The organism is Marinobacter sp. Arc7-DN-1 (genome assembly GCF_003441595.1).
Lineage (GTDB): Bacteria > Pseudomonadota > Gammaproteobacteria > Pseudomonadales > Oleiphilaceae > Marinobacter > Marinobacter metalliresistant.
On record NZ_CP031848.1, the window covers coordinates 2339756 to 2360155 of the forward strand.

Consider the following 20400-nt stretch of genomic DNA (forward strand, 5'->3'; position numbering starts at 1 on the left):
GGGTCTGGTCAATCCAGTAAACAACGTAATGACTACAGGCACTGGACAGCCGGCCGTTCCGCCATGGCCTGCAGCCGCTCCAGCGGGCTCTTAATCAATGCGGTATTGCTGGTGGCCGTTTCGTCCAGCACCCGAACCAGCCACGAAGGCAACTGTGGATTCAGCGAATAGGAAATCCACTGCCCCCGGCGCTCCGTTGTCAGCATGCCAACCTCCCGCAGGGTCGCCAGGTGCCGGCTGACTTTGGGCTGGGAGACGCCAAAGGCTTCGGTCAGCTCGCAGACGCAGAGTTGTTCCTGGTTCCGGATAAGCAGCAGCGCAGCCAGGCGGAAGTCATCGGCCAATGCCTTGAACACCGCCACCGGGTCATAACTGAACGGTTTTGACCCGGTTTCTTTCTGATGGACGAGGGCAAAAAGTGCGATACGCTCTTTGATTTCCTTGAGCGTCAGGGCAAAGGTCCCGTGGCGGTTTGCCGGAACCGGGTCGGCAAAATCCCAGGCAATCGGCTGGGCCGGCTGGCACAGGGTGCCGCATTCGTGGGCGGCTTTCTCGCAGAGAGTAATGACGTAATCCCAGTCGCTCCCCTGCACATCCGCCAACCGCTTGCTGTGCAGACCCTCCGTGGAGATGCCGGCTTCCTCCAGAACCTGCAATGCCATAGGGTGCGGACTGGTTGGCTCGGTACCGGCACTGGCCACCTCAAACCGGTCCCCCGCCACGTCCCGGAGCAACGCTTCCGCCATCAGTGAGCGGGCACTGTTGGCGGTGCAGACGAACAAAACGCGGCGCTTCATATCTTCAATTCCGTATATTTGAGTTGCCACATATATATTTTAATGCATAATAGAATCTCCAGCGCACCGAGTAAAGGGGGACCTCACATTAAAATGGACAACACCAGGGAAGTTAGGGTGACGCCGTCCTCCGAAGGCATGGACCTTTTCGGGCGGTACCTGTCAGTCTGGGTGGCCCTGGCGATCATCGCCGGCGTGGCCCTGGGTCAGCTGACACCGTCGGTACCAGAGACCTTGTCCCGCTTTGAATACGCCCAGGTGTCCATCCCCATCGCCATCCTGATCTGGGCGATGATTTTTCCGATGATGGCGCAGATCGATTTCAGTGCCGTGGTCGGCGTGCGCAAAGAGCCCAAAGGATTGGCCATTACCACCATCGTGAACTGGCTGATCAAACCGTTCACCATGTTTGCCATCGCCTGGTTCTTCCTGACGGTGGTGTTCGAGCCGTTTATTGCCCCGCAACTGGCCAGCGAATACCTGGCCGGCGCGATTCTTCTGGGTGCCGCGCCCTGCACCGCGATGGTGTTCGTCTGGAGCTACCTGACCAAAGGCGATGCCGCCTACACCCTGGTGCAGGTGTCACTGAACGACCTCATCATGCTGTTCGCCTTTGCACCCATTGTGGTGTTCCTGCTTGGCATTTCCGATATTCAGGTGCCCTGGGATACCGTGTTCCTGTCGGTGGTGCTGTACATTGTAATACCGCTGACCGCCGGCTACCTGACCCGCCGCACGCTGATTGCCCGCCACGGCCAGCGCTGGTACGACGAGGTGTTCATGAAGCGCCTTGGGCCGGTCACGCCAGCAGCGCTGATCGTCACCCTGGTATTGCTGTTTGCCTTCCAGGGCGAAGTGATTCTGAACAACCCCCTTCACATTGTGCTGATTGCCGTGCCGCTGATCGTACAGACCTTCCTGATCTTCTTCCTGGCCTACGGCTGGGCCAGACTGTGGAAAGTGCGCCACTGCATTGCGGCACCCGGCGCGATGATCGGCGCCAGCAACTTCTTCGAACTGGCCGTAGCCGCCGCCATCGCACTGTTCGGCCTGCAATCCGGCGCCGCCCTGGCGACGGTGGTTGGCGTGCTGGTGGAAGTGCCGCTGATGCTGATGCTGGTGCGCATTGCCAACAAGACCCGGGACAGGTTTCCTGCGTGAATTGATCAACATCAGAAGGCACATTCGATCAGGTTGAGCCAGGAACCATGCTTGGGCGTGTGAACATACTCATAATTCCGGCTCACAGTCGGCGCCTTGCCCGGAACCGGCGGCAAGTCGGGAGCCGTCAAACCAATCGCTTGCACCCCTGGCTTCTCATCGACACTGACCGTGTAAATCGGATTCGGCCGGGTATTCGGGGTAACTGCCCTCAGGCTGGACGGGGAGAGCGCCCTGCGCGCGGCCACTCTCAATTGACTGGCCGGCCACCGCTCACGCCGGGGCGATGCGCCGACCGCTGTCCGGGTCGAAGAACACCACCTTCTTCATGTCGAACATCAATTCGGCGGTTTCACCCCACTCCACCGGGTGCTCCGGGTCGATCCGGCAGTGCACGTTGGTGTCGTTCAGCTGAATCAGCGCGATGACGTCCGGGCCCGTGGGTTCGGTCACTTCGATGGTGAATTCGCCCCTGGCCACGAGGGTCTGGTCGTTTTTCTGATCCTGGGGCTGGGTGATGTGCTCCGGGCGGATGCCCAGAATCACGTCCCGGCCCACGCGGTCGGCTAGAAATTCCGGTACCGGCAGTTTGATGGCCCGTCCGCCGTTACCACGTACCTCCGCCTGCAGACCGCTTTCTCCCTGCTCCACAGTCACCGGCACAAAACTCATGGCCGGTGAGCCCATGAAGCCGGCCACAAACAGGTTCTCCGGCCGGTCGTAAACCTCTTTCGGTGTACCCAGCTGTTGCAACTCACCGTCCTTGAGCACGGCAATCCGGTCCGCCAGGGTCATGGCCTCGATCTGATCGTGGGTTACGTACACAATGGTGGTTTTCAGGCGCTGGTGCAGTTTCTTGATCTCGGTACGCATTTCCACCCGCAGCTTGGCGTCAAGATTCGAGAGCGGCTCGTCGAACAGGTAAATGCGCGGCCGGCGGGCCAGGGCCCGGCCCATGGCCACCCGCTGCTGCTGACCGCCGGAGAGGTTCGCCGGCTTCTTGTTCAGCAACTGGGAAATCTGCAGCAGGTCGGCCACCCTTTCCACTTCCTGATCAATCTCGTGCTTCGGCAGGCCGCGGATCTTCAGGCCAAAGGCGATGTTCTCGCGCACCGACATGGTCGGGTACAGGGCGTAGGACTGGAACACCATGGCGATGTCCCGGTCTTTCGGCTCCATGCTGGAGATATCCTTGCCGTCGAGCACGATGGCACCGTCGGTGATGGTTTCCAGGCCCGCGATGGTGTTCATCAGGGTGGATTTGCCACAGCCGGACGGGCCGACAAGTATCAGGAATTCCCCGGAAGCGATGTCGATATCGATGCCCTTGAGGGTTTCCTCGGCAACTCCCGGGTAGGTTTTGCGGATGCTCCGCAGTTCCAGTTGAGACATTGTTGTTGTCCTCTCAGGTCAGCCTTTGACAGATCCGGCGGTCAGCCCCCGGATGAAGTATTTGCCGGCGACGATATAGACCACCAGCGTCGGTAGCGCCGCAATCATCGCCGCAGCCATATCCACGTTGTATTCCTTCACCCCGGTACTGGTGTTTACCAGGTTGTTAAGCGCCACGGTGATGGGCTGGCTGTCGCCACTGGCAAATACCACCCCGAACAGGAAGTCGTTCCAGATCTGGGTGAACTGCCAGATCAGCGACACCATGAAAATGGGCGTGGACATCGGCAGCAGGATGCGGAAGAAAATGGTGAAGAAGCCGGCACCGTCCAGCCGGGCGGCCTTGATCAGGGCATCTGGAATGGCCACGTAGTAGTTCCTGAAGAACAGCGTGGTAAAAGCCACCCCGTAGATCACATGCACCAGAACCAGACCAGCAGTGGTATTGGCCAGGCCAAGTTTGCCCAGGGTTGCGGCCATGGGCAGCAGAACCACCTGGAACGGCACGAAGCAGCCGAACAGCAGCATGCCGAAGAACAGGTCGGAGCCCTTGAACTTCCACTTGGACAGCACATAACCGTTGAAGGCGCCCAGCAGCGTGGAAATGAGCACCGCCGGCACGGTCATCTTGAACGAGTTCCAGAAATACCCGCGTATGCCCTCGCACTGGACACCGGTGCAGGCCTCGGACCAGGCCTTGGTCCAGCCGATGGTGGTCCAGTCCGTGGGCAGCGCCATCAGGTTGCCGGTGCGAATGTCCATGGGCGTCTTGAAGCTGGTCACCAGCATGATGAAGAGCGGGATCAGATACACCAGCGCGGCCAGAAGCAGGAGCCCATAGATGGCCACGCGGCTGGGACGAAAGCCCGGGCGAACCACATCAGTCATGGCGTTTCTCCCTCAGTTCCGAGTACAGGTAAGGCACGATCAGCGCCAGTATGGCGCCCAGCATCAGCATGGCACTGGCCGACCCCAGGCCCATCTGGCCCCGGGTGAAGGTATGGGCGTACATGAACACCGCCGGCAGATCGGTGGAGTAGCCCGGACCACCGGCGGTCATGGCCATGACCAGATCAAAGCTTTTGATGGCGATGTGGGCCAGTACCATCACCGCACTGAAGAACACCGGCCGCAGGGAGGGCAGGATGATTTTCCAGTAGATCAGCGGCAGGCTGGCGCCATCGACCCGGGCGGCCCGGATAATGGCAGAATCCACCCCACGAAGCCCCGCCAGGAACAGGGCCATAACGAACCCGGAGGCCTGCCAGACAGCAGCCATCACGATGGTGTAGATGGCCATATCCGAACTCACCAGCCAGTCGAAACTGAATGACGTCCAGCCCCAGTCATGCATCAGCTTCTCCAGCCCCAGACTGGGGTTCAGGATCCACTTCCACACGGTGCCGGTGACAATCATCGACAAGGCCATGGGATAGAGGTAGATGGTGCGGATAGCGCCTTCCTGACGGATCCGCTGATCCAGAAAAATAGCCAGCACCACTCCAATAACCAAGCAACTTAGAATGAACAGGCCGCCGAAGATGCCCAGGTTGACGGAGGCAGTCAGCCAGCGGTCATTGGCCATCAGCTTGGCGTACTGATCGAAGCCGACAAAGTCGTACACCGGCAGGAAGCTGGAACTGGTGAACGAGAGCACGCCGGTCCACAGCATGAAGGCGTACACGCCAATGCCTACCAGAACAAAGGTGGGGGCCACCACCAGCTTCGGCAGCCAGCGCTGGAGCCCGTCCAGCAGACGCGACGGCGCCCTGGCCACTCGCGCGGGATGATATTGGATCTGTTCCATGGGGGTTCTCCGGAAGCAGCGACGGGGCCACCGACGCGGTGGCCCCGGTCAGATCACAGTGCGGCCTGGATGGCAGCCGCCAATTGATCGGTGGCCTCGGCCGGGTCCGGGTTGTCCGAGTTGGCGAAGTTGGTCACCACATCGAAAATCTGACCCTGCACGTAGCTGGTGTTGGCCAGGCCATGGGCGAAGCTGGGCACCAGCCCGCCGGTTTTGGCGGTGGCCCTGAAGGCGTCCATGGAGTCCTGGGCGCAGGCGTCGAAATCCGACATGTCCATGTCCGTGCGCACCGGGATGGAGCCCTTGGCCTTGGTGAAGACGGTCTGGAACTCCGGCGACAGGATGGTGCGGGCCAGGTCCTTCTGGGCCTTCACGTTGTCCTCGTTATTCAGCTTGAACATGGCGAACGAATCCACGTTGAAGGTAAAGTCACCCGAGGTGGCCGGCGCCGGAGCGCACAGGTAGTCCTTGCCTGGCGTCAGGCCGGCGGCAGTGAATTCACCCTTGGCCCAGTCACCCATGATCTGCATGGCTGCCTCGCCCTTTATCACCATGCCGGTGGCGGTGTTCCAGTCCCGGCCCGCGGCGTTGTCGTCCACGTAGCTCATCACCTTAGCGAACCTGGCGAAGGTCTCTTCCATTTTCGCGCTGTTGATTACGTCCATGTCGTTGTCCACGAACGCCCGGCTGTAGTCCTTCGGCCCGAGTACCGCCAGTGCCACCGCTTCGAACACGGTGGCGTCCTGCCAGGGCTGGCCACCGTGGGCCAGCGGAATGATGCCGGCGGCCTTGAGCTTGTCGGCGACGGTGAAAAACTCGTCGAGGGTGGTGGGCACCTTGGCGTCCACCCTGGCCAGTACCTCCGGGTTCACCCACAGCCAGTTGACCCGGTGCACGTTTACCGGCACCGCCACGTAATGGCCTTCGTACTTCATCACGTCGGCAATGCGTGGGGGAATGAGCTGGTTCCAGTTTTCCTGAGCGGCAACGTCGTCGAGGCTGGTCAGGAAGCCCAGCTTTGCCCACTCCCGGATGTCCAGGCCCTTGATCTGGGCGGCGGCGGGCGGGTTGCCGGAAACGGCGCGGGTCTTGAGCACGGTCATGGCAGCCTCACCGCCACCGCCGGCCACCGCGAAGTCTTTCCAAGTGTGGCCCTGCGCAACCATCATTTCCTTGAGGGCGGCGGCCGCGCGCGCTTCGCCACCGGAGGTCCACCAGTGCAGGACTTCCACTTCACCGGCCTGGGCATTACCCAGGGGCATCAGGGCGGAAGACAGCGCCAGGGCGCCAAGGGTACGGGTCATGCGGTTCATACAGACTCCTTGTTATTTTTGTCAGCGACGACCGGCAGCCAGGGGCCAATCGGTCAAGAATCACTCAACGAGTATAGGGCAAGGGGCTGGCCGGCTAAGTATCAAACTGAAAACCCGATGTGACAGGCTTGTTACATAGCGGGCGCGGCCCCGTAGGGCGGTCCGGGACACGGCGGATTAGCGGCGGGGCAGGTCCAGGGTTACCCGCAGGCCGCCGCCGGGGCGGTTGTCCACGGTCAGTTCGCCGCCATGATTGTGGGCAATGTTGCGGGCAATGCCCAGGCCCAGGCCGTGGCCCTCCTGGTGCTGGCAATCGTGCCGGTAATAGGGGTCAAAGATCCGGGGCAGCGCGGCCTCGGGGATACCCGGCCCCCGGTCGTCCACCCGAATCCACAGACGGTCGGCGGAGTCCTCCAGGGTGATCACCGCCCGCTCGCCGTACTTGACGGCGTTGTCCAGCAGGTTGCCCAGGCAGCGGGACAGGGCCAGCGGCTTGCCCCGGTACGGCAGGCTGTGGCCCCGCACCGTCACCAGCGACTGGTCGCCGTCCCGGTAGGCCTCGGCCATGCGCGCCACCAACCGTTCAATGTCCACCGGCTCCACGTTCTCGTGTATGTCGGTGTCCTTGAGGGACTGCAGCGCGCCCTTCACCAGCAGTTCCAGCTCCAGCAGGTCATCCTCCAACCGGCCCCGCATGGCGTCGTCCTGGATCAGGTCGGCCCGCAGGCGCAGGCGGGTGATGGGGGTCTGGAGGTCGTGGGAGATGGCCCGGAACATCTGGTCCCGGTCACCGATGAAGCTCTGCAGGCGTCGACGCATGGTGTTGAAACCACGGGTAACGGCAACGATTTCAGCACTACCCTGCTCACTCAACGGCGGCTGTTTTTCATCCAGAGGCAAGTCTCGCGCTGCTTTGGCAAGCGTGCGCAGGGGGCGGGTCTGCTGACGCACCAGCCAGGCCAGCACCGGAAACAGAATGCCAATCATCACCAGGATGAACAGAATCTGCTGGCCCGGAATGCTCTCGTCCTCCAGCGAGACATAGGGCGCCGGCAACAGAGAGGCAAGATATAACCACTCCCCGTCGGCGACCTCAACCTGGGTGACCAACACCGGCGGTTTGATGGGCTCAAGAGTCAGCGCATAGTGCGCCCAGCTCCTTGGCAGGGCATCCAGTGGCAGCTCGGCATTCAGAATCCGCAGATCATCCGGGTGAACGAAATCAACATGCAAATTCACGCTATTACCCAACCGACTCCTGAGAACCGAAAGTACCTCCTCTCTGACTAGTTGCTTGCGCTCACTGTCGGGCAAGGCTTTCATGTCGATGCGTCTGTCGTTGAGCGAAACGAAAAACCGGGAGCCTCCCATGTCCCGCAACTGGTCGAGAACAATGTGTCGGTACTGCAAGGGCAGAGACTTGAAGAACTGTGTGGTGGCCGCCGCCGAATAGGCCAGGTTACGGGTAGTACTGACCAGACCTTCAATCTGATGGGCCCGGAAAGTGCCGACCCAGACCAGACTTGAAACCACCTGGGCAACTCCCATGGCCAGCAATGTCAGCAGCAGGATCCGCCCCAGCAAGGACGATGGCACCAGCCGCCATGACCGGCGTGGTTTGCCTTCTCCCCTGCGGTTACTCGCTGGCATGTCTTACCGAAGCGGCCAGAACATATCCCGCTCCCCGGACTGTTTTTATCAATTTTGGATTTCGCCCATGATCACCGAGACGCTGGCGCAAGCGGCTGACCGCCACATCCACAACCCGATCCAGGGGCATGGACTCGCGCCCCCGGGTTACATCGGAAATGGTGTCCCGGTCCAGCACTTCGTTGGGGTTGGCCAGAAACAACTGCAGCAGTGCAAAATCGGCTCCGGAAAGGGGGACCGTCTCGCCATCTTCCGAGATCAATTCGTGGGCAAGTGTGTCGAGGCGCCAGCAATCAAAGAGTAGGAACCGAGGGTTGTCAGATCGGGCAAAACTCGCTCTTCGGAGCAAGGCCTTGACTCTGGCCTGCAGCTCCCGGGCGCTGAATGGTTTGGCGAGATAGTCATCAGCGCCCAGCTCAAGACCTACCACCCGGTCGGTTTCGTCGGAACTTGCTGTCAGCATGATGATGGGCACTCTCGACTGTTCCCGTATCCGCCGGCAAAGGGTAAAGCCATCGTCACCGGGCAGCATTACATCAAGCACAATAAGATCGACATGGGCGGAATCCAGTTGGGACTGCATCTGTTCGCCATCCGCTGCGGTCAGCACTCCGTACCCCACACGGGTCAGGTGCTCCTCCAACAACTCCCGGATAGCGACATCGTCGTCAACAACCAGAATCAATGCCTTACTATCATTCATGGATTTGCATTCATGGACTTAACTTTTTTGTTATTCATGCGACAAGAGTACGCCCTGAAATTGTAAAGCAAAAACCCTGTTTGGGCGCCCGGGAATAGAAAACAGCGAATGCCTTGCCTTGCGACGCCTCCGTCTCCTTAAAACTGATAAATCAGCCTGAGGCGATTATTGAAAAAGGTAGGCTGACCATTCCAGCCCACGACACCCAGATTGTTGCTGACCGAGAGCCCTTCAAGATTCGGGTTCACTCCCGCCAACTGGTAGGTGAAGCCGACATCGAAACCGTAGCCGATCTGTCCCTTCTTGATAACCGCGTTGGCGGGGTAACCCTGGCTGCCACTGAAATCGTAATAATTGCCGTTGAATCCATAAGCGGCTTTGTGCCAGACATAACGGGTGAACATGGACAGGTTGTTTGTGACAGAGCCACTTAATCGGACACCATAAGCTCTTCCGGGGCCACTGTTTTCGATGCCCGCGTTCATCGTATCATCGAATAAGGTCCCGCTGAGGTCAGAATAGGGGTGAACGAAACCACCATTGCGGAAAGTGCCCTTATTGACCGGAGAATACTGCGCCAGTATTGATGCTTTCCAGTTCGGCCCCTGCACACCGAGTTTACCGCCATAGATAGCAGCGTCGATCTGACCAAGCGCCGCCGAGCCTGAATCCGTTTCATGCAGCGCCTGCAAGCGCACAAAGGGGCGAAGTCCATTGCGTGCAAGCGGTGGAAGTTGGTAACCCGCCTCAACGTATCCCATTTTCGCAATATTGAAAAAATTGTAGAACCATGCCTGCCCGAGCAGCCCCCCCGCCGAAGTTTGCTGCTGATACTGCAGCCCGGCTGTCAAAAGGCCGGGTTGCGCGCCGACCGGGTAGCCAGTTGTATTGCGATTACTCCATTCGTCCGTGAAGCGACCAAGCGAACGCGTGAACCGGCCGAAATACAGTTTCATATCGGGAGTTGAAGAACCCGCATCATAAGCAAACGGCATGTATTGCGACACTTCATATTGCGAATTTCTGACCTCCTGCGGACCGTGTTTCTGAAAAGAATCGAACAGCGAGAGAGTTCCTGAAACTCCGTAAAAAGATCTTGGCAGGAGGGTATACATATCGGTGTTGGCAAAGGGAGTATTAATCAATTGTCTCCCGGCACGCACACGCAGACCCTGCCCCTGATACTGCAGAAAACCTTCGGTGAGCTGGTTCAGGTCCTGAGGCTGCCCGAGGAGCCCTTTATAGACGCCGTCATCGTAACTGACCAACGGATGCGTCGTGAAAAGGGAGGTATGGGCACTGAAGCCATAAAGACTCCCGGTGGACATGGATATGTCGCCGCCATACGCTGTGCCACGACGGTCAAAAGACTGACCTTGCTCCGCCACTGTCCCCTGCGGCACAGGGTAGGGAGCGTTACCGGAGTTGCGGCGACGAAAATCGTAGATACGAAGATTGCCCGATATGCTGGCGTCGTCGACAATGCTGGACTTGAAAGCGTCCCGAAATGTCTCTGCGTGGCCGGGCGCGGCAAAACCAAGACCAAGGATGACACACAGTGTGACGAGATTCGTGGGGGAAAAACAATGCCGACGTGCGGGATTATCATTAGTAATTGCACAGGCAGGTGAAAATAGTCGTTGTTGCTCGAACATGCCTTCTCCTTTTGTTTTTATGAGATTTTTTTGTAATTTGACTGCAGCTTGCAGTGAGCATCCGCGGCAGTGTGCCGACGATGGCAGCGGCTTTCTCAGCCAGGACCAACCGCGAATTTCACTATAGGCGGGAACATTTCCGGGAGAGGTATCAAAGTGTAAGACGAATGCAACACCCTGGTTACATTGGTCAGACCGGCCAGAGGCAAGGGGCTTTTAGGGGGGGGGTAAGCGTTCGGGTTTGCCTGCTCAGACAAGCCTGGAAGGCATCTTTCTGTCTCGACATCCGGCTTGTTGGGATGTGTGTGGGTACCCGGGAAAATCTTGTTCAGTCGGCGCTGGCATCAAACGCATCATCTGTTCAGCCACCCCCCACCCTGCTAATATCGCGCCCACATTTCTGACGCACTGAACCGAACGGAACCTACCGAATGGACGTTTTCCAGGCCCTTTTCCTTGGCCTTCTCCAGGGACTGACCGAATTCCTGCCCATATCCAGCTCGGCCCATCTGATCCTGACGCCGGTTTTCTTTGGCTGGGATGATCAGGGCGTGGGCTTCGACCTGTCTGTCCATTTCGGAACCCTGCTGGCCGTAGTGCTCTATTTCCGGCAGGATGTCTTCGGCATCGCCCGAGACGGGCTGATTTCCGTTAGCCGGCGCAAGATCGTTGGCCAGGGCGCCCTGGCCTGGTACCTTATCATCGGCACCATCCCCGCGGGTCTGGCTGGCCTGGCCTTGCTGGACATGATCGACAACGAGCTGCGGGCCGTGGAAGTCATCTTCTTCACCACCCTGTCCTTCGGCCTTTTGCTGGGTATTGCCGACTGGCTACCCACACGCCAGCGCACCCTCGACAAGCTCAACTGGAAAGACGCACTTCTGGTCGGCATCGCCCAGGCCATGGCCCTGGTGCCCGGCACCTCCCGCTCCGGCGTCACCATCACCGCCGGCCTGTTCCTGGGCATGACCCGGGAAACCGCCTCCCGGTTCTCCTTCCTGCTGGCCATTCCGATTATCGTGCTGGCATCTGCCGTGAAGCTGCTGGAAGTGGCAACCTCGGATGTTGTCGTGGACTGGAGCGGTTTCCTGATCGGCGGCATCACCTCTTTCCTGATGGCCATAACCGCCATTCATTTCTTCCTGAAGTGGCTCAACACAGTTGGCATGTGGCCGTACGTGATTTACCGGGTGATTCTGGCCATCGTCATCTATGCGGTTCTGATGCGCTAAACGCCCTCCTGAGGCAATAAAACCGTTCGGCGTGTGCGCATGCCAAGGCTTTCAGGATCGTTGAGAGACAGGTACTGCTGGTGGATACCCGGGCTCACATGAACAGAATCTTGAGCCCGATCAGCACAATCACCACGCCGCCGACAAATTCCGCTTTGCCCTCAAGGAAGGTGCCACTGCGGGTACCGATATAGACTCCGGCTACACTGAAGAGCAACGTGGTCACACCAATAACCAGGCAAGCCTGTAAAGGCGCAACATCCAGCAGGGTCAGGGCAAATCCGGCCGCCATGGCATCAATGCTGGTGGCAATGGCCAGCATCAACATAACCCGATGGGTGATGATTGCGATGTCCTCCTCTACCCCTTCGGAAAATGCCTCATAAATCATCTTGCCACCAACAAGCGCCAGCAGGATGAACGCAATCCAGGGCGCATAGACCTCAACCCAGCCAAGCACACCCTGACCGCCCAGGTAGCCGATCAGTGGCATCAGCCCCTGAAACACCCCAAAATACAGCCCCGCCATGACGGCGAGCGATGATGCTTTTTTCTTGTGCTTGGAACCCAAGCCAATCGACACGGCGAACGCATCCATACTCAGTGCCACGGCCAGCACCAACACTTCAATCATGCTCTTCAAGCTCCAGTTGCAGTAACGGGTAACGATCTGTCAGCAGACTTCCAGCGGCGCATAGGCCAGCACCAGCCATTTGGCGCCGTCATCAAAGTTCACCTGCACCCGTGTATGGTGCCCGGTTCCCTCTGAATTCATAACGATACCCTCGCCGAACTTCGGATGGCGCACCCTCTGCCCCAGGCTGAAGCCGGACTGCTGCGCCGAGTCCTGGGCGAACAGACTTTGGTTTGGCCGCTCAACCATGGCCGGGCGGGTGACGGTGTTGCGTAAGCGGACTTCCTGCAGGCAGCCACCCGGGATCTCCCGTACGAACCGGGACAGGGCGTTGAACTTTTCCTGGCCATACAGGCGGCGGGATTCAGCGTAAGTGAGCACCAGTTTTTTCATGGCCCGGGTAATACCCACATAGGCCAGGCGCCGTTCTTCTTCCATGCGGCCGGGTTCTTCCAGGGACATGCCGTGGGGGAACAGGCCTTCCTCCACACCGGCCAGGAACACCAGCGGAAATTCAAGGCCTTTGGCGGAGTGAAGGGTCATAAGCTGGACGCTGTCTTCATGGTCTTCGGCCTGGGATTCCCCGGCGTCCAGCGCCGCCTGGGCGATGAATTCCGCCAGGGGATCAACGCCATCCTCTACTTCATAATCAGACAGTGCGTTGACCAGTTCCTCCAGGTTTTCCACCCGGGCCTGGCCTTTCTCGCCTTTTTCGCTGGCGTGATAGTCTTTCAGTCCACTGTCTTCAATGGTCTGCTTCATCAGGCCATGCAACGACGCATCGCCTGCCATCTCAGACAACCCTTCGATGATGGCAATGAATGACTGCAGCCCGGTTTTGGCCCGGCCTTTCACCTGCCCGGCTTCCAGCAACCGTTCGGCGGACTCCCACAGGGAAATGCCCTGCTCCGTGGCGTATTCCCGAAGCTCTGCCAGGCTCTTGGCACCAATGCCCCGGGGCGGCACGTTGACCACCCGCTCGAAGGCCGCGTCATCGCGCCGGTACTGCACCAGTCGCAGGTACGCCAGCGCATTGCGGATTTCCTGGCGATCGTAGAACCGCAGGCCGCCGTAAACCCGGTAGGGAATGCCCTGGCGCATCAGGGATTCTTCCAGCACCCGGGACTGGGCGTTGGAGCGATAGAGAATCGCCGATTCACTGCGCAGGTTGCCGTCCTGTACCCAGGCGGAGATGCTGTCGGCGATGTAGTTGGCTTCGTCCTGTTCGTTGAAGGCCGCGTACAGGCTGATCGGTTCACCCTCCGGGCCGTCGGTCCACAGCTCCTTGCCCAGCCGGCCCTGGTTGTTGGCGATCACCGCGTTGGCCGCTTTCAGAATCATCTGTGTGGACCGGTAGTTCTGCTCCAGACGCACCAGCCGGGCATTGGGAAAGTCCCGCTGGTACTGCTGGATGTTCTCCACCTTGGCACCCCGCCAGCCGTAGATGGACTGATCGTCGTCCCCCACCACCGTCATTGGCACCCGATTGCTGGCGAGCACCTGTAGCCAGGCGTATTGAATGGTGTTGGTATCCTGGAACTCGTCCACCAGGATGTGCTGGAATCGGCTCTGGTAATGGGCCAGAAGCTCCGGCCGATGCAGCCAGAGCTCGTGGGAACGCAGCAGCAGCTCACCGAAATCCACCAGACCACCCTGCTGACAGAGCTTTTCGTACTGGCGGTAGATTTTCAGCATGATCGACAGGAAATGATCACCCGGATTCTCCTGGATATGATCCGCCCGCAGCCCTTCGTCCTTCTGGCTGTTGATGAACCACTGGGCCTGCTTGGGCGGCCACTTGCTCTCGTCAATCTGGTTTTCCCGCATCACCCGCTTGATCAGCCGCAGCTGGTCGTCGCTGTCCAGTACCTGGAAGTTCTCCGGCAGGCCGGCGTCTTTCCAGTGCGACCGCAACAGCCGGTGGGCAATACCATGGAAGGTTCCGAACCAGAGGCCGCGGGCAGGAATCTGCATCATCTGCTCGATGCGATACCGCATTTCCCTGGCGGCCTTGTTGGTGAAGGTCACCGCCAGGATGCCGGTGGGCGGAACCCGATCCACGGTCATCAACCAGGCGATCCTGTGGACCAGGACCCGGGTTTTGCCACTACCTGCGCCCGCTAGCACCAGCAGGTGGTCGTTTTGGGCGGTGACAGCTTCGCGCTGGGCATCGTTCAACGGATCGATGATGTGGGAGACGTCCATAAAGAATCGGTTCGCTACTGGTTAAATAAACAGGTTTGTGAGTATAACAGGAGAAAAGCGGGATTTGTGTTGGGCTTGGGTTAGCCCTCTTCTTTCGGAGGCGTAGCACGAGGGCGGGCCCCTGTTCAGGACACGCTACGAGCACATCCATGTGCGCTTGGCTGTGGCCATCCATGGCCACAGACAGTCCTGAACAGGGGCCCGCCCCCGTACTTATCTTGCTTGGGAGAAAGCTTTTCTATCAGAAACCTCTGGGGACCGTCTGAGCTTCTACAAACTCAAATAGCCCTTCAAGGCCGCCCTCCCGGCCGATGCCGGACGCCTTCATGCCACCGAACGGCGCTTCCGGCGTCGGGCCGGTGCCGGTGTTCCAGCCGCAGTGGCCGAAACGGAGGCCGGCGGCAACACGCTGGGCGCGCTCGGCATCGCTGGTGAACACATAGGATGCCAGGCCGAACTCCGTATCGTTACCGGCTTCGATGACCTCTTCTTCCGTGCGGAACAGGGCCATGGGCACCAGCGGGCCGAAGGTTTCTTCCCGATAGCAAAGCATATCCCGGTTCACGCCATGCACCACCGTGGGCGGGAAGAACAGACTCTCGTCGAGTTCGCCGGGCTGCTTGCCTGCAACCAGTTTCGCGCCTTTGTCGAGAGCATCTTCCAGGTGACGCTTCACTTTGTCGAAGCCGGCCTGGTTGATCAGCGGGCCGAGATCGACATCACCGTTGATGCCATCACCCACGGTCATCCTGTTCACGCGCTCAGCAAGCTTCTGGCCAAAGGCATCGGCCACTTTCTCGTGCACGAAGATGCGGTTGGCACAGACGCAGGTCTGGCCGCCGCCACGAAATTTGTTGGCGATCAGGTTATCGGCGGCGGCGTCCAGATCGGCGTCGTCAAAGACAATAAACGGCGCGTTGCCACCCAGTTCCAGAGCCAGCTTCTTGACCTGATCGGCGGTATCGAGGATCAGCTTGCGACCCACTTCGGTGGAGCCGGTGAAGCTGAGCATGGGCACGTCCGGGCTTTCGCACAGCACCTTGCCGATCACGCTGGCCTTGCCCATCACGAGGTTAACCATGCCATCGGGCAAATCGGTGTGTTTGTCCATCAGGGTGAACAGGGCAATCATGGTCAGCGGGGTTTCGCTGGCCGGTTTGATCACCGACGGGCAGCCTGCTGCCAGGGCTGCAGAGAGTTTCTTGGCGATCATGCCGATGGGAAAGTTCCAGGGCGTGATCAGGCCGGTAACACCAATCGGCCGGTAGTGGACGGTCCAGGTGCAGTCTTTCGGCTTTTCCGGGATGGTGTGGGCATCCAGGGCCTGGATGTGCTTCGAGCAGTAATCGAAGAAGCCTGCGGCGTAATCCACTTCGCCCTGGGCTTCCTGCAGCGGTTTGCCGTGCTCCATGCACAGAATCCGACCAACCTCTTCCTTATTGGCCTTGAGCGCATCCCGGATGTCTTCCAGCCATTTTCGGCGGGTTTCGATCGGGTAGGGACTGGTCAGTTTCAGGGCCGACTTGCCGGCGGCCACGGCCGCCAGAATGTCCTGCTCCGGCATTGACGGCACTTGCGCGATGACTTTACCGGTGGCGGGATTGTAGACATCAAAGGTGTTGCCGTCGGCGTTGTCTGTCCAGCGACCGCCAATGTAGCCAGTCATCTTTTTCAACAGGGGTGACTCGATCATCTTGGCTCCTTTTCGGTAGTTGGCGGCGTCCCTTACGGGACGGCATTGCGTCAGTAGCTTAGGTCTTTCATAGTGAGTGTTGTAGCGCAGCCTGTAAAGTCAAGGGCGGACTATTGATCATCCTCCGACTGTGCCTATACTCGGAGAACCAGACATTCAGGAGGCCGGACAATGAAAGCATTTTTCCATCCCGCACAGGACCAGCACATTCCACAGACTTACTTTACCCGGGGCCAGATGCGTCAGCCCCAGGAAGTGCCGGATCGTACCGGGCAGATGCTGGATGGCCTGAAGGAGATGGGCGTGTCAGTGCTTCAGCCGGCGGATCAGGGCGCCGGCCCAATCTCGAAGGTTCACGATCTGGGTTACCTCCGCTTTCTGGAATCCGCCCATCGTCGCTGGAAACAGATGGATGACTGGGGCGACGAGGTCATCTCCAATATATTCGTCCGCGCTCCCAATCACCTGACCGGCATTCTCGCCGAAGCAGCCCGTTACCAGGCCGATGGCAGCTGTCCGATTGGCGAGCATACCTGGCATGCCGCCTACTGGTCCGCCCAAAGTGCCCTCGGAGCGGCCGATGCCCTGATTGCGGGTGATCGTACCTCCTACGCCGTGTGTCGCCCACCCGGCCATCACGCGCGGAGGGATGCCGCAGGCGGCTTCTGCTACCTGAACAATGCCGCCATTGCCGCCGAGCACATGAAAACCCGGTTCCCGAAGATCGTGATTCTCGATACCGACATGCACCACGGCCAAGGCATTCAGGAGATCTTCTACGATCGCAGCGACGTGCTCTATATCTCGATCCACGGCGACCCCACCAATTTCTATCCGGTGGTCACCGGCTTCGGGACCGAGCGGGGCGAAGGCGAAGGCTTCGGTTACAACATCAATATGCCAATGCCCCACGGTTCATCCGAGGACGATTTCTTTGCGAAGCTGGACGAAGCCCTGACCGCCATCAAACTGTTCCAGCCGGATGCCCTGATCCTCGCCCTTGGCTTTGATATCTACAAGAACGACCCCCAGGCCAAGGTATCTGTGTCGTCAGAAGGCTTCTGCAAGCTCAGTACCCACGTGCGAAAGCTGGGGCTGCCGACGCTGGTGGTTCAGGAAGGGGGCTATGATCTGGACACGCTCAGCGAGAATGTCCAGCAGTTCTTCAAAGGCCTGGAGGGCTGAAATTTCAGACGACGGGCGCGTAAACCTTCACGTTTTCGTGCCCTTCGGCTTTCAGGTGCCCCGCGTGCATGCGGCTCATGGTGCCGCGATCGCAGTACAGCAGATACTGTCGATTCCCCGGCAGGTCCGCCATCTGCCGGTTAAGTTCGTAGAACGGAATCTGCAGGATTTCATTGCTGGTCAGTTCCAGGGGTGCCTGCTCCCCCTCTGAGGGATGGCGCACGTCGATAATCACGTCATCCACTGCCGGCGTCTGCACCAGCTCGACCTCCTCCGGCGTAACGGTCGTTTCCAGCAGGCGGTTTACCGGGGTTTCCTCCCGGGCGTCAATGGCATTCGCCAGAACGGCCGCGTTCATCTGGGCTTCATCTTCTTCCACCCGGTGCAGTTTGGCGCGGGTTGCAGGCTTCCGGGAGATAACGCCGCAGTATTCCGGCATGGTGCGGGCGTAGGATTCGGTGCCAATTTCCCGGGCAATCCGGATGATGGATTCCTTGTCCATGGACACCAGCGGGCGCAGGACCACTTCGTCAGTGGCACGGTCCACTACATTCAGATTGCTCAGGGTCTGACTGGACACCTGGGCCACGGCATCGCCGGTCACCAGGCCAATGGCATTGTTCTTCCGGGCAATCTCGGCTGCGGCCACCAGCATCTGCCGCTTCAGTACCACACCCCAGTGTCGCTGGCTGACCGAACGCATGATCTCGGCCACCACACCCTCAAACGGCACGGCGATAAACTTGGCGCTGTGGGAGGCGCCGTAGCGGTCCCAGAGGTAATGCACCACCTGGCGCACGCCAACTTCGTGGGCGGTACCACCCAGACTGAAAAACAGAAAGTGATTGCGAAGCCCCCGCCGCATCATCAGGTAGGCCGCGACCGAGGAGTCGTAACCACCCGAGATCAGGGTCAGAACGTTCTCGACACTGCCCAGCGGGTAGCCACCCAGGCCCCGATGCTTGCGGTGGGCAATATGGAACTGATCGCCCTGAACTTCGATGCGCACCTCAACCTGGGGTGACTTCAGATCAACCCCGGTGGCGCCGGATGCCTGCATGAGTGCAGCGCCGACCATCCGCTCCAGGTCAATGGAGCGGAAGCTGTGCTCGCCATGGCGACGGGCCCTGACTGCGAAGGTCTTGCCATTCAGGCGCCCGGAGAAGGCGTCAACGGCCTTTTCGGCAACATCCTCAAGGCTGACAAGCGGAAACGCCCCGATTTCCTGGATGGTGGAGATGCCCGGAATGCGCAGAAGCGCTTCAACTACCGGGCCGGACAGACGGCGACCATCCGGCACCTCCACGTCGACCCGGTCCCAGCTGCCTTCCACCCGGATTTCCGGATCCACCCGGGCAAGGAGCTTGCGTATGTTCTGCCTCAGATGACGCATCTGTTGGCGGCGGACGGGCTTGCTTTTGATGGCTACTTCCGGGGCGGGACGAATCAACAGTTTCATAAATCGGAATTTTGTCGGGTGGCGTATGAAAGGGAAAGCGCTTAGTGTACCGTTTTGACTCCGTGCCTCAAAATCAGGCATTGCCGCAACATTCAGGAGCTTCACCGTTAATGCAGGAAATGACCATCAATGCCCTGGTCTCCCCCGAGGGCAGCCTTGAAATTCTTTCCAATCACGAGGTCAACCGGCTCAAGGACCGCAGCGAAGGCGGCCTGTATCGCTTGTTCCGCCAGTGCGCACTGGCGGTTCTGAACACCGGCATAGAAACCGATGACTGCAAGGCCCTGATGGAATCCCATGCGGAGTTTGACGTCCGGCTGGTACCGCAACCACGTGGCCTGAAGCTGGAGCTGATCAATGCCCCTGCCCACGCCTTTGTCGACGGCCAGATGCTCAGGGCAATCCGGGAGCATCTGTTTTCCGTTCTGAGGGATATTATCTATTCACACTCGATCCCCCAGTCCGCCGCCGGTTTTCGCCGGGACGATCCTGAAGACCTCACCAATTACGTATTCCACATCCTGCGGAACGCCCGCGTCATGCAGGCGGGGCGGCAGCCGGATCTTGTCGTTTGCTGGGGCGGCCACTCCATCAGCCACGCGGAATACCAGTACAGCAAGGAAGTGGGCCATCAGTTGGGCCTGAGAGCCCTGAGCATCTGCACCGGTTGCGGGCCAGGCGCCATGAAGGGTCCGATGAAGGGTGCCACCATCGGCCATGCCAAGCAGCGGGTAAAAAACGGCCGCTATATTGGCATCACCGAGCCCGGGATCATTGGGGCAGAGGCGCCGAACCCCATCGTCAACGAACTGGTGATCATGCCGGACATCGAGAAACGTCTGGAGGCGTTTGTCCGCTGTGGCCACGGAGTGATTGTGTTCCCGGGCGGTGTCGGCACCGCCGAGGAAATTCTCTACCTGCTGGGCATCCTGCTGCACCCGGACAACGCCGACCTGCCCTTCCCGGTGGTGTTCACCGGCCAGCAGGAGAATGCCGAATATTTCGAGATGATCGACAAGTTCATCCGCAACGCCCTGGGCGATGAAGCGGCGAACAAGTATGAAATCATTATTGACGATCCGGTACGTGTGGCGCAGACCATGAAAACAGGCATGAAGGAGGTGGAAACCTTCCGGCGCGCCATGCAGGACGCCTATTACTTCAACTGGATGCTGAAAATCGATCCGGTGTTCCAGTTACCCTTCGAGCCGAATCACGACAACATGCGCGCCCTTGAGCTGCACCGGGACCAACCGGTACATCTGATTGCCGCCAATCTGCGCAAGGCCTTCAGCGGTATCGTTGCCGGGAACGTCAAGGAGGGAGGAATCCGTCAGGTTCAGGAGAAGGGACCGTTCGAAATTGCCGGCGACCCGAGCCTGATCAAGCCACTTGAAGCGATGCTGGAACAATTCGTGGCGCAGAACCGGATGAAGTTGCCGGGCTCTTCGGCCTATCGACCCAGCTATCGGATTGTCAGCGGGGCGGCCTGAGCCGCACCGCTGACGCGGCAG

16 protein-coding genes and 1 pseudogene are annotated in these 20400 nt (G+C 59.5%); 4 read left to right on the forward strand and 13 right to left on the reverse strand.

Translation table 11 applies throughout. The features are described from left to right. Positions 1-32: 32 nt before the first annotated feature. A complete protein-coding gene (locus tag D0851_RS10980; RefSeq protein WP_117618691.1) occupies positions 33-797 on the reverse strand; it encodes a metalloregulator ArsR/SmtB family transcription factor in 765 nt (254 codons plus the stop codon). 138 nt (positions 798-935) lie between these two features. On the opposite strand from D0851_RS10980, the gene arsB reads away from it, so the two are divergent. Beyond that, complete coding sequence (gene arsB, locus D0851_RS10985; RefSeq protein ID WP_264756484.1) at positions 936-1958, forward strand: ACR3 family arsenite efflux transporter; 1023 nt, start codon at positions 936-938, stop codon at positions 1956-1958. A gap of 41 nt (positions 1959-1999) precedes the next feature. Here the strand turns inward: arsB and D0851_RS20535 are convergent. The 8 genes and pseudogenes from D0851_RS20535 to D0851_RS20195 all read right to left on the reverse strand — a co-directional run. Continuing rightward, positions 2000-2155, reverse strand: a pseudogene (locus D0851_RS20535) (IS630 family transposase); the annotation flags it as partial. A gap of 76 nt (positions 2156-2231) precedes the next feature. Beyond that, on the reverse strand, positions 2232-3350 hold the full coding sequence (locus tag D0851_RS10995; protein WP_117618693.1) for an ABC transporter ATP-binding protein: 1119 nt from the start codon (positions 3348-3350) through the stop codon (positions 2232-2234). A gap of 18 nt (positions 3351-3368) precedes the next feature. Further along, complete coding sequence (locus tag D0851_RS11000) at positions 3369-4238, reverse strand: carbohydrate ABC transporter permease (RefSeq protein ID WP_117618694.1); 870 nt, start codon at positions 4236-4238, stop codon at positions 3369-3371. After that, entirely contained in the window at positions 4231-5157 is a 927-nt protein-coding gene (locus D0851_RS11005) for a carbohydrate ABC transporter permease (RefSeq protein ID WP_117618695.1), read from the reverse strand. Before D0851_RS11005 ends, D0851_RS11000 begins: the two co-directional genes overlap by 8 nt. 53 nt (positions 5158-5210) lie before the next feature. Beyond that, positions 5211-6470, reverse strand: a complete 1260-nt coding sequence (locus D0851_RS11010; protein WP_117618696.1) for an ABC transporter substrate-binding protein — start codon at positions 6468-6470, stop codon at positions 5211-5213. Between the two features lie 177 nt (positions 6471-6647). Continuing rightward, positions 6648-8120, reverse strand: a complete 1473-nt coding sequence (locus D0851_RS11015; protein ID WP_117618697.1) for an ATP-binding protein — start codon at positions 8118-8120, stop codon at positions 6648-6650. Beyond that, a complete protein-coding gene (locus D0851_RS11020; RefSeq protein ID WP_117618698.1) occupies positions 8107-8823 on the reverse strand; it encodes a response regulator in 717 nt (238 codons plus the stop codon). The genes D0851_RS11015 and D0851_RS11020 overlap by 14 nt, the downstream gene beginning before the upstream one ends. A 137-nt stretch (positions 8824-8960) precedes the next feature. Beyond that, positions 8961-10478, reverse strand: coding sequence for a hypothetical protein (locus tag D0851_RS20195; protein WP_162893717.1), 1518 nt, complete (start codon positions 10476-10478; stop codon positions 8961-8963). A 431-nt stretch (positions 10479-10909) separates the two neighbouring features. Here D0851_RS20195 and D0851_RS11035 point away from each other — a divergent pair, with 431 nt between their 5' ends. After that, on the forward strand, positions 10910-11710 hold the full coding sequence (locus tag D0851_RS11035; protein WP_117618701.1) for an undecaprenyl-diphosphate phosphatase: 801 nt from the start codon (positions 10910-10912) through the stop codon (positions 11708-11710). A 94-nt stretch (positions 11711-11804) separates the two neighbouring features. Here D0851_RS11035 and D0851_RS11040 read toward each other — a convergent pair whose 3' ends face one another. The 3 genes from D0851_RS11040 to D0851_RS11050 all read right to left on the reverse strand — a co-directional run bounded on the left by D0851_RS11040 (position 11805) and on the right by D0851_RS11050 (position 16242). After that, the gene (locus tag D0851_RS11040; protein WP_117618702.1) at positions 11805-12344 is read right to left on the reverse strand and encodes a manganese efflux pump MntP family protein; all 540 of its coding nucleotides are present in this window, start codon (positions 12342-12344) and stop codon (positions 11805-11807) included. Between the two features lie 39 nt (positions 12345-12383). Beyond that, entirely contained in the window at positions 12384-14549 is a 2166-nt protein-coding gene (gene uvrD / locus D0851_RS11045; protein WP_117618703.1) for a DNA helicase II, read from the reverse strand. A gap of 241 nt (positions 14550-14790) precedes the next feature. Then, complete coding sequence (locus D0851_RS11050; RefSeq protein WP_117618704.1) at positions 14791-16242, reverse strand: NAD-dependent succinate-semialdehyde dehydrogenase; 1452 nt, start codon at positions 16240-16242, stop codon at positions 14791-14793. Between the two features lie 171 nt (positions 16243-16413). Between D0851_RS11050 and D0851_RS11055 the strand changes: the two genes are divergently transcribed. Further along, positions 16414-17427 (forward strand): histone deacetylase family protein, encoded by a 1014-nt coding sequence (locus D0851_RS11055; protein ID WP_117618705.1) that lies wholly within the window; start codon positions 16414-16416, stop codon positions 17425-17427. Between the two features lie 4 nt (positions 17428-17431). Here D0851_RS11055 and thiI read toward each other — a convergent pair whose 3' ends face one another. After that, the gene (thiI, locus tag D0851_RS11060) at positions 17432-18886 is read right to left on the reverse strand and encodes a tRNA uracil 4-sulfurtransferase ThiI (protein ID WP_117618706.1); all 1455 of its coding nucleotides are present in this window, start codon (positions 18884-18886) and stop codon (positions 17432-17434) included. A gap of 110 nt (positions 18887-18996) precedes the next feature. Between thiI and ppnN the strand changes: the two genes are divergently transcribed. Continuing rightward, positions 18997-20379, forward strand: coding sequence for a nucleotide 5'-monophosphate nucleosidase PpnN (gene ppnN, locus D0851_RS11065; RefSeq protein ID WP_117618707.1), 1383 nt, complete (start codon positions 18997-18999; stop codon positions 20377-20379). Positions 20380-20400: the final 21 nt, after the last annotated feature.

What these genes read in the sequence shown, in the direction of transcription:
- D0851_RS10980 (WP_117618691.1), bottom strand. Translation starts at nt 797, where the DNA reads ATGAAGCGCCGCGTTTTGTTCGTCTGCACCGCCAACAGTGCCCGCTCA.
- arsB (WP_264756484.1), top strand. Translation starts at nt 936, where the DNA reads ATGGACCTTTTCGGGCGGTACCTGTCAGTCTGGGTGGCCCTGGCGATC.
- D0851_RS10995 (WP_117618693.1), bottom strand. Translation starts at nt 3,350, where the DNA reads ATGTCTCAACTGGAACTGCGGAGCATCCGCAAAACCTACCCGGGAGTT.
- D0851_RS11000 (WP_117618694.1), bottom strand. Translation starts at nt 4,238, where the DNA reads ATGACTGATGTGGTTCGCCCGGGCTTTCGTCCCAGCCGCGTGGCCATC.
- D0851_RS11005 (WP_117618695.1), bottom strand. Translation starts at nt 5,157, where the DNA reads ATGGAACAGATCCAATATCATCCCGCGCGAGTGGCCAGGGCGCCGTCG.
- D0851_RS11010 (WP_117618696.1), bottom strand. Translation starts at nt 6,470, where the DNA reads ATGAACCGCATGACCCGTACCCTTGGCGCCCTGGCGCTGTCTTCCGCC.
- D0851_RS11015 (WP_117618697.1), bottom strand. Translation starts at nt 8,120, where the DNA reads ATGCCAGCGAGTAACCGCAGGGGAGAAGGCAAACCACGCCGGTCATGG.
- D0851_RS11020 (WP_117618698.1), bottom strand. Translation starts at nt 8,823, where the DNA reads ATGAATGATAGTAAGGCATTGATTCTGGTTGTTGACGACGATGTCGCT.
- D0851_RS20195 (WP_162893717.1), bottom strand. Translation starts at nt 10,478, where the DNA reads ATGTTCGAGCAACAACGACTATTTTCACCTGCCTGTGCAATTACTAAT.
- D0851_RS11035 (WP_117618701.1), top strand. Translation starts at nt 10,910, where the DNA reads ATGGACGTTTTCCAGGCCCTTTTCCTTGGCCTTCTCCAGGGACTGACC.
- D0851_RS11040 (WP_117618702.1), bottom strand. Translation starts at nt 12,344, where the DNA reads ATGATTGAAGTGTTGGTGCTGGCCGTGGCACTGAGTATGGATGCGTTC.
- uvrD (WP_117618703.1), bottom strand. Translation starts at nt 14,549, where the DNA reads ATGGACGTCTCCCACATCATCGATCCGTTGAACGATGCCCAGCGCGAA.
- D0851_RS11050 (WP_117618704.1), bottom strand. Translation starts at nt 16,242, where the DNA reads ATGATCGAGTCACCCCTGTTGAAAAAGATGACTGGCTACATTGGCGGT.
- D0851_RS11055 (WP_117618705.1), top strand. Translation starts at nt 16,414, where the DNA reads ATGAAAGCATTTTTCCATCCCGCACAGGACCAGCACATTCCACAGACT.
- thiI (WP_117618706.1), bottom strand. Translation starts at nt 18,886, where the DNA reads ATGAAACTGTTGATTCGTCCCGCCCCGGAAGTAGCCATCAAAAGCAAG.
- ppnN (WP_117618707.1), top strand. Translation starts at nt 18,997, where the DNA reads ATGCAGGAAATGACCATCAATGCCCTGGTCTCCCCCGAGGGCAGCCTT.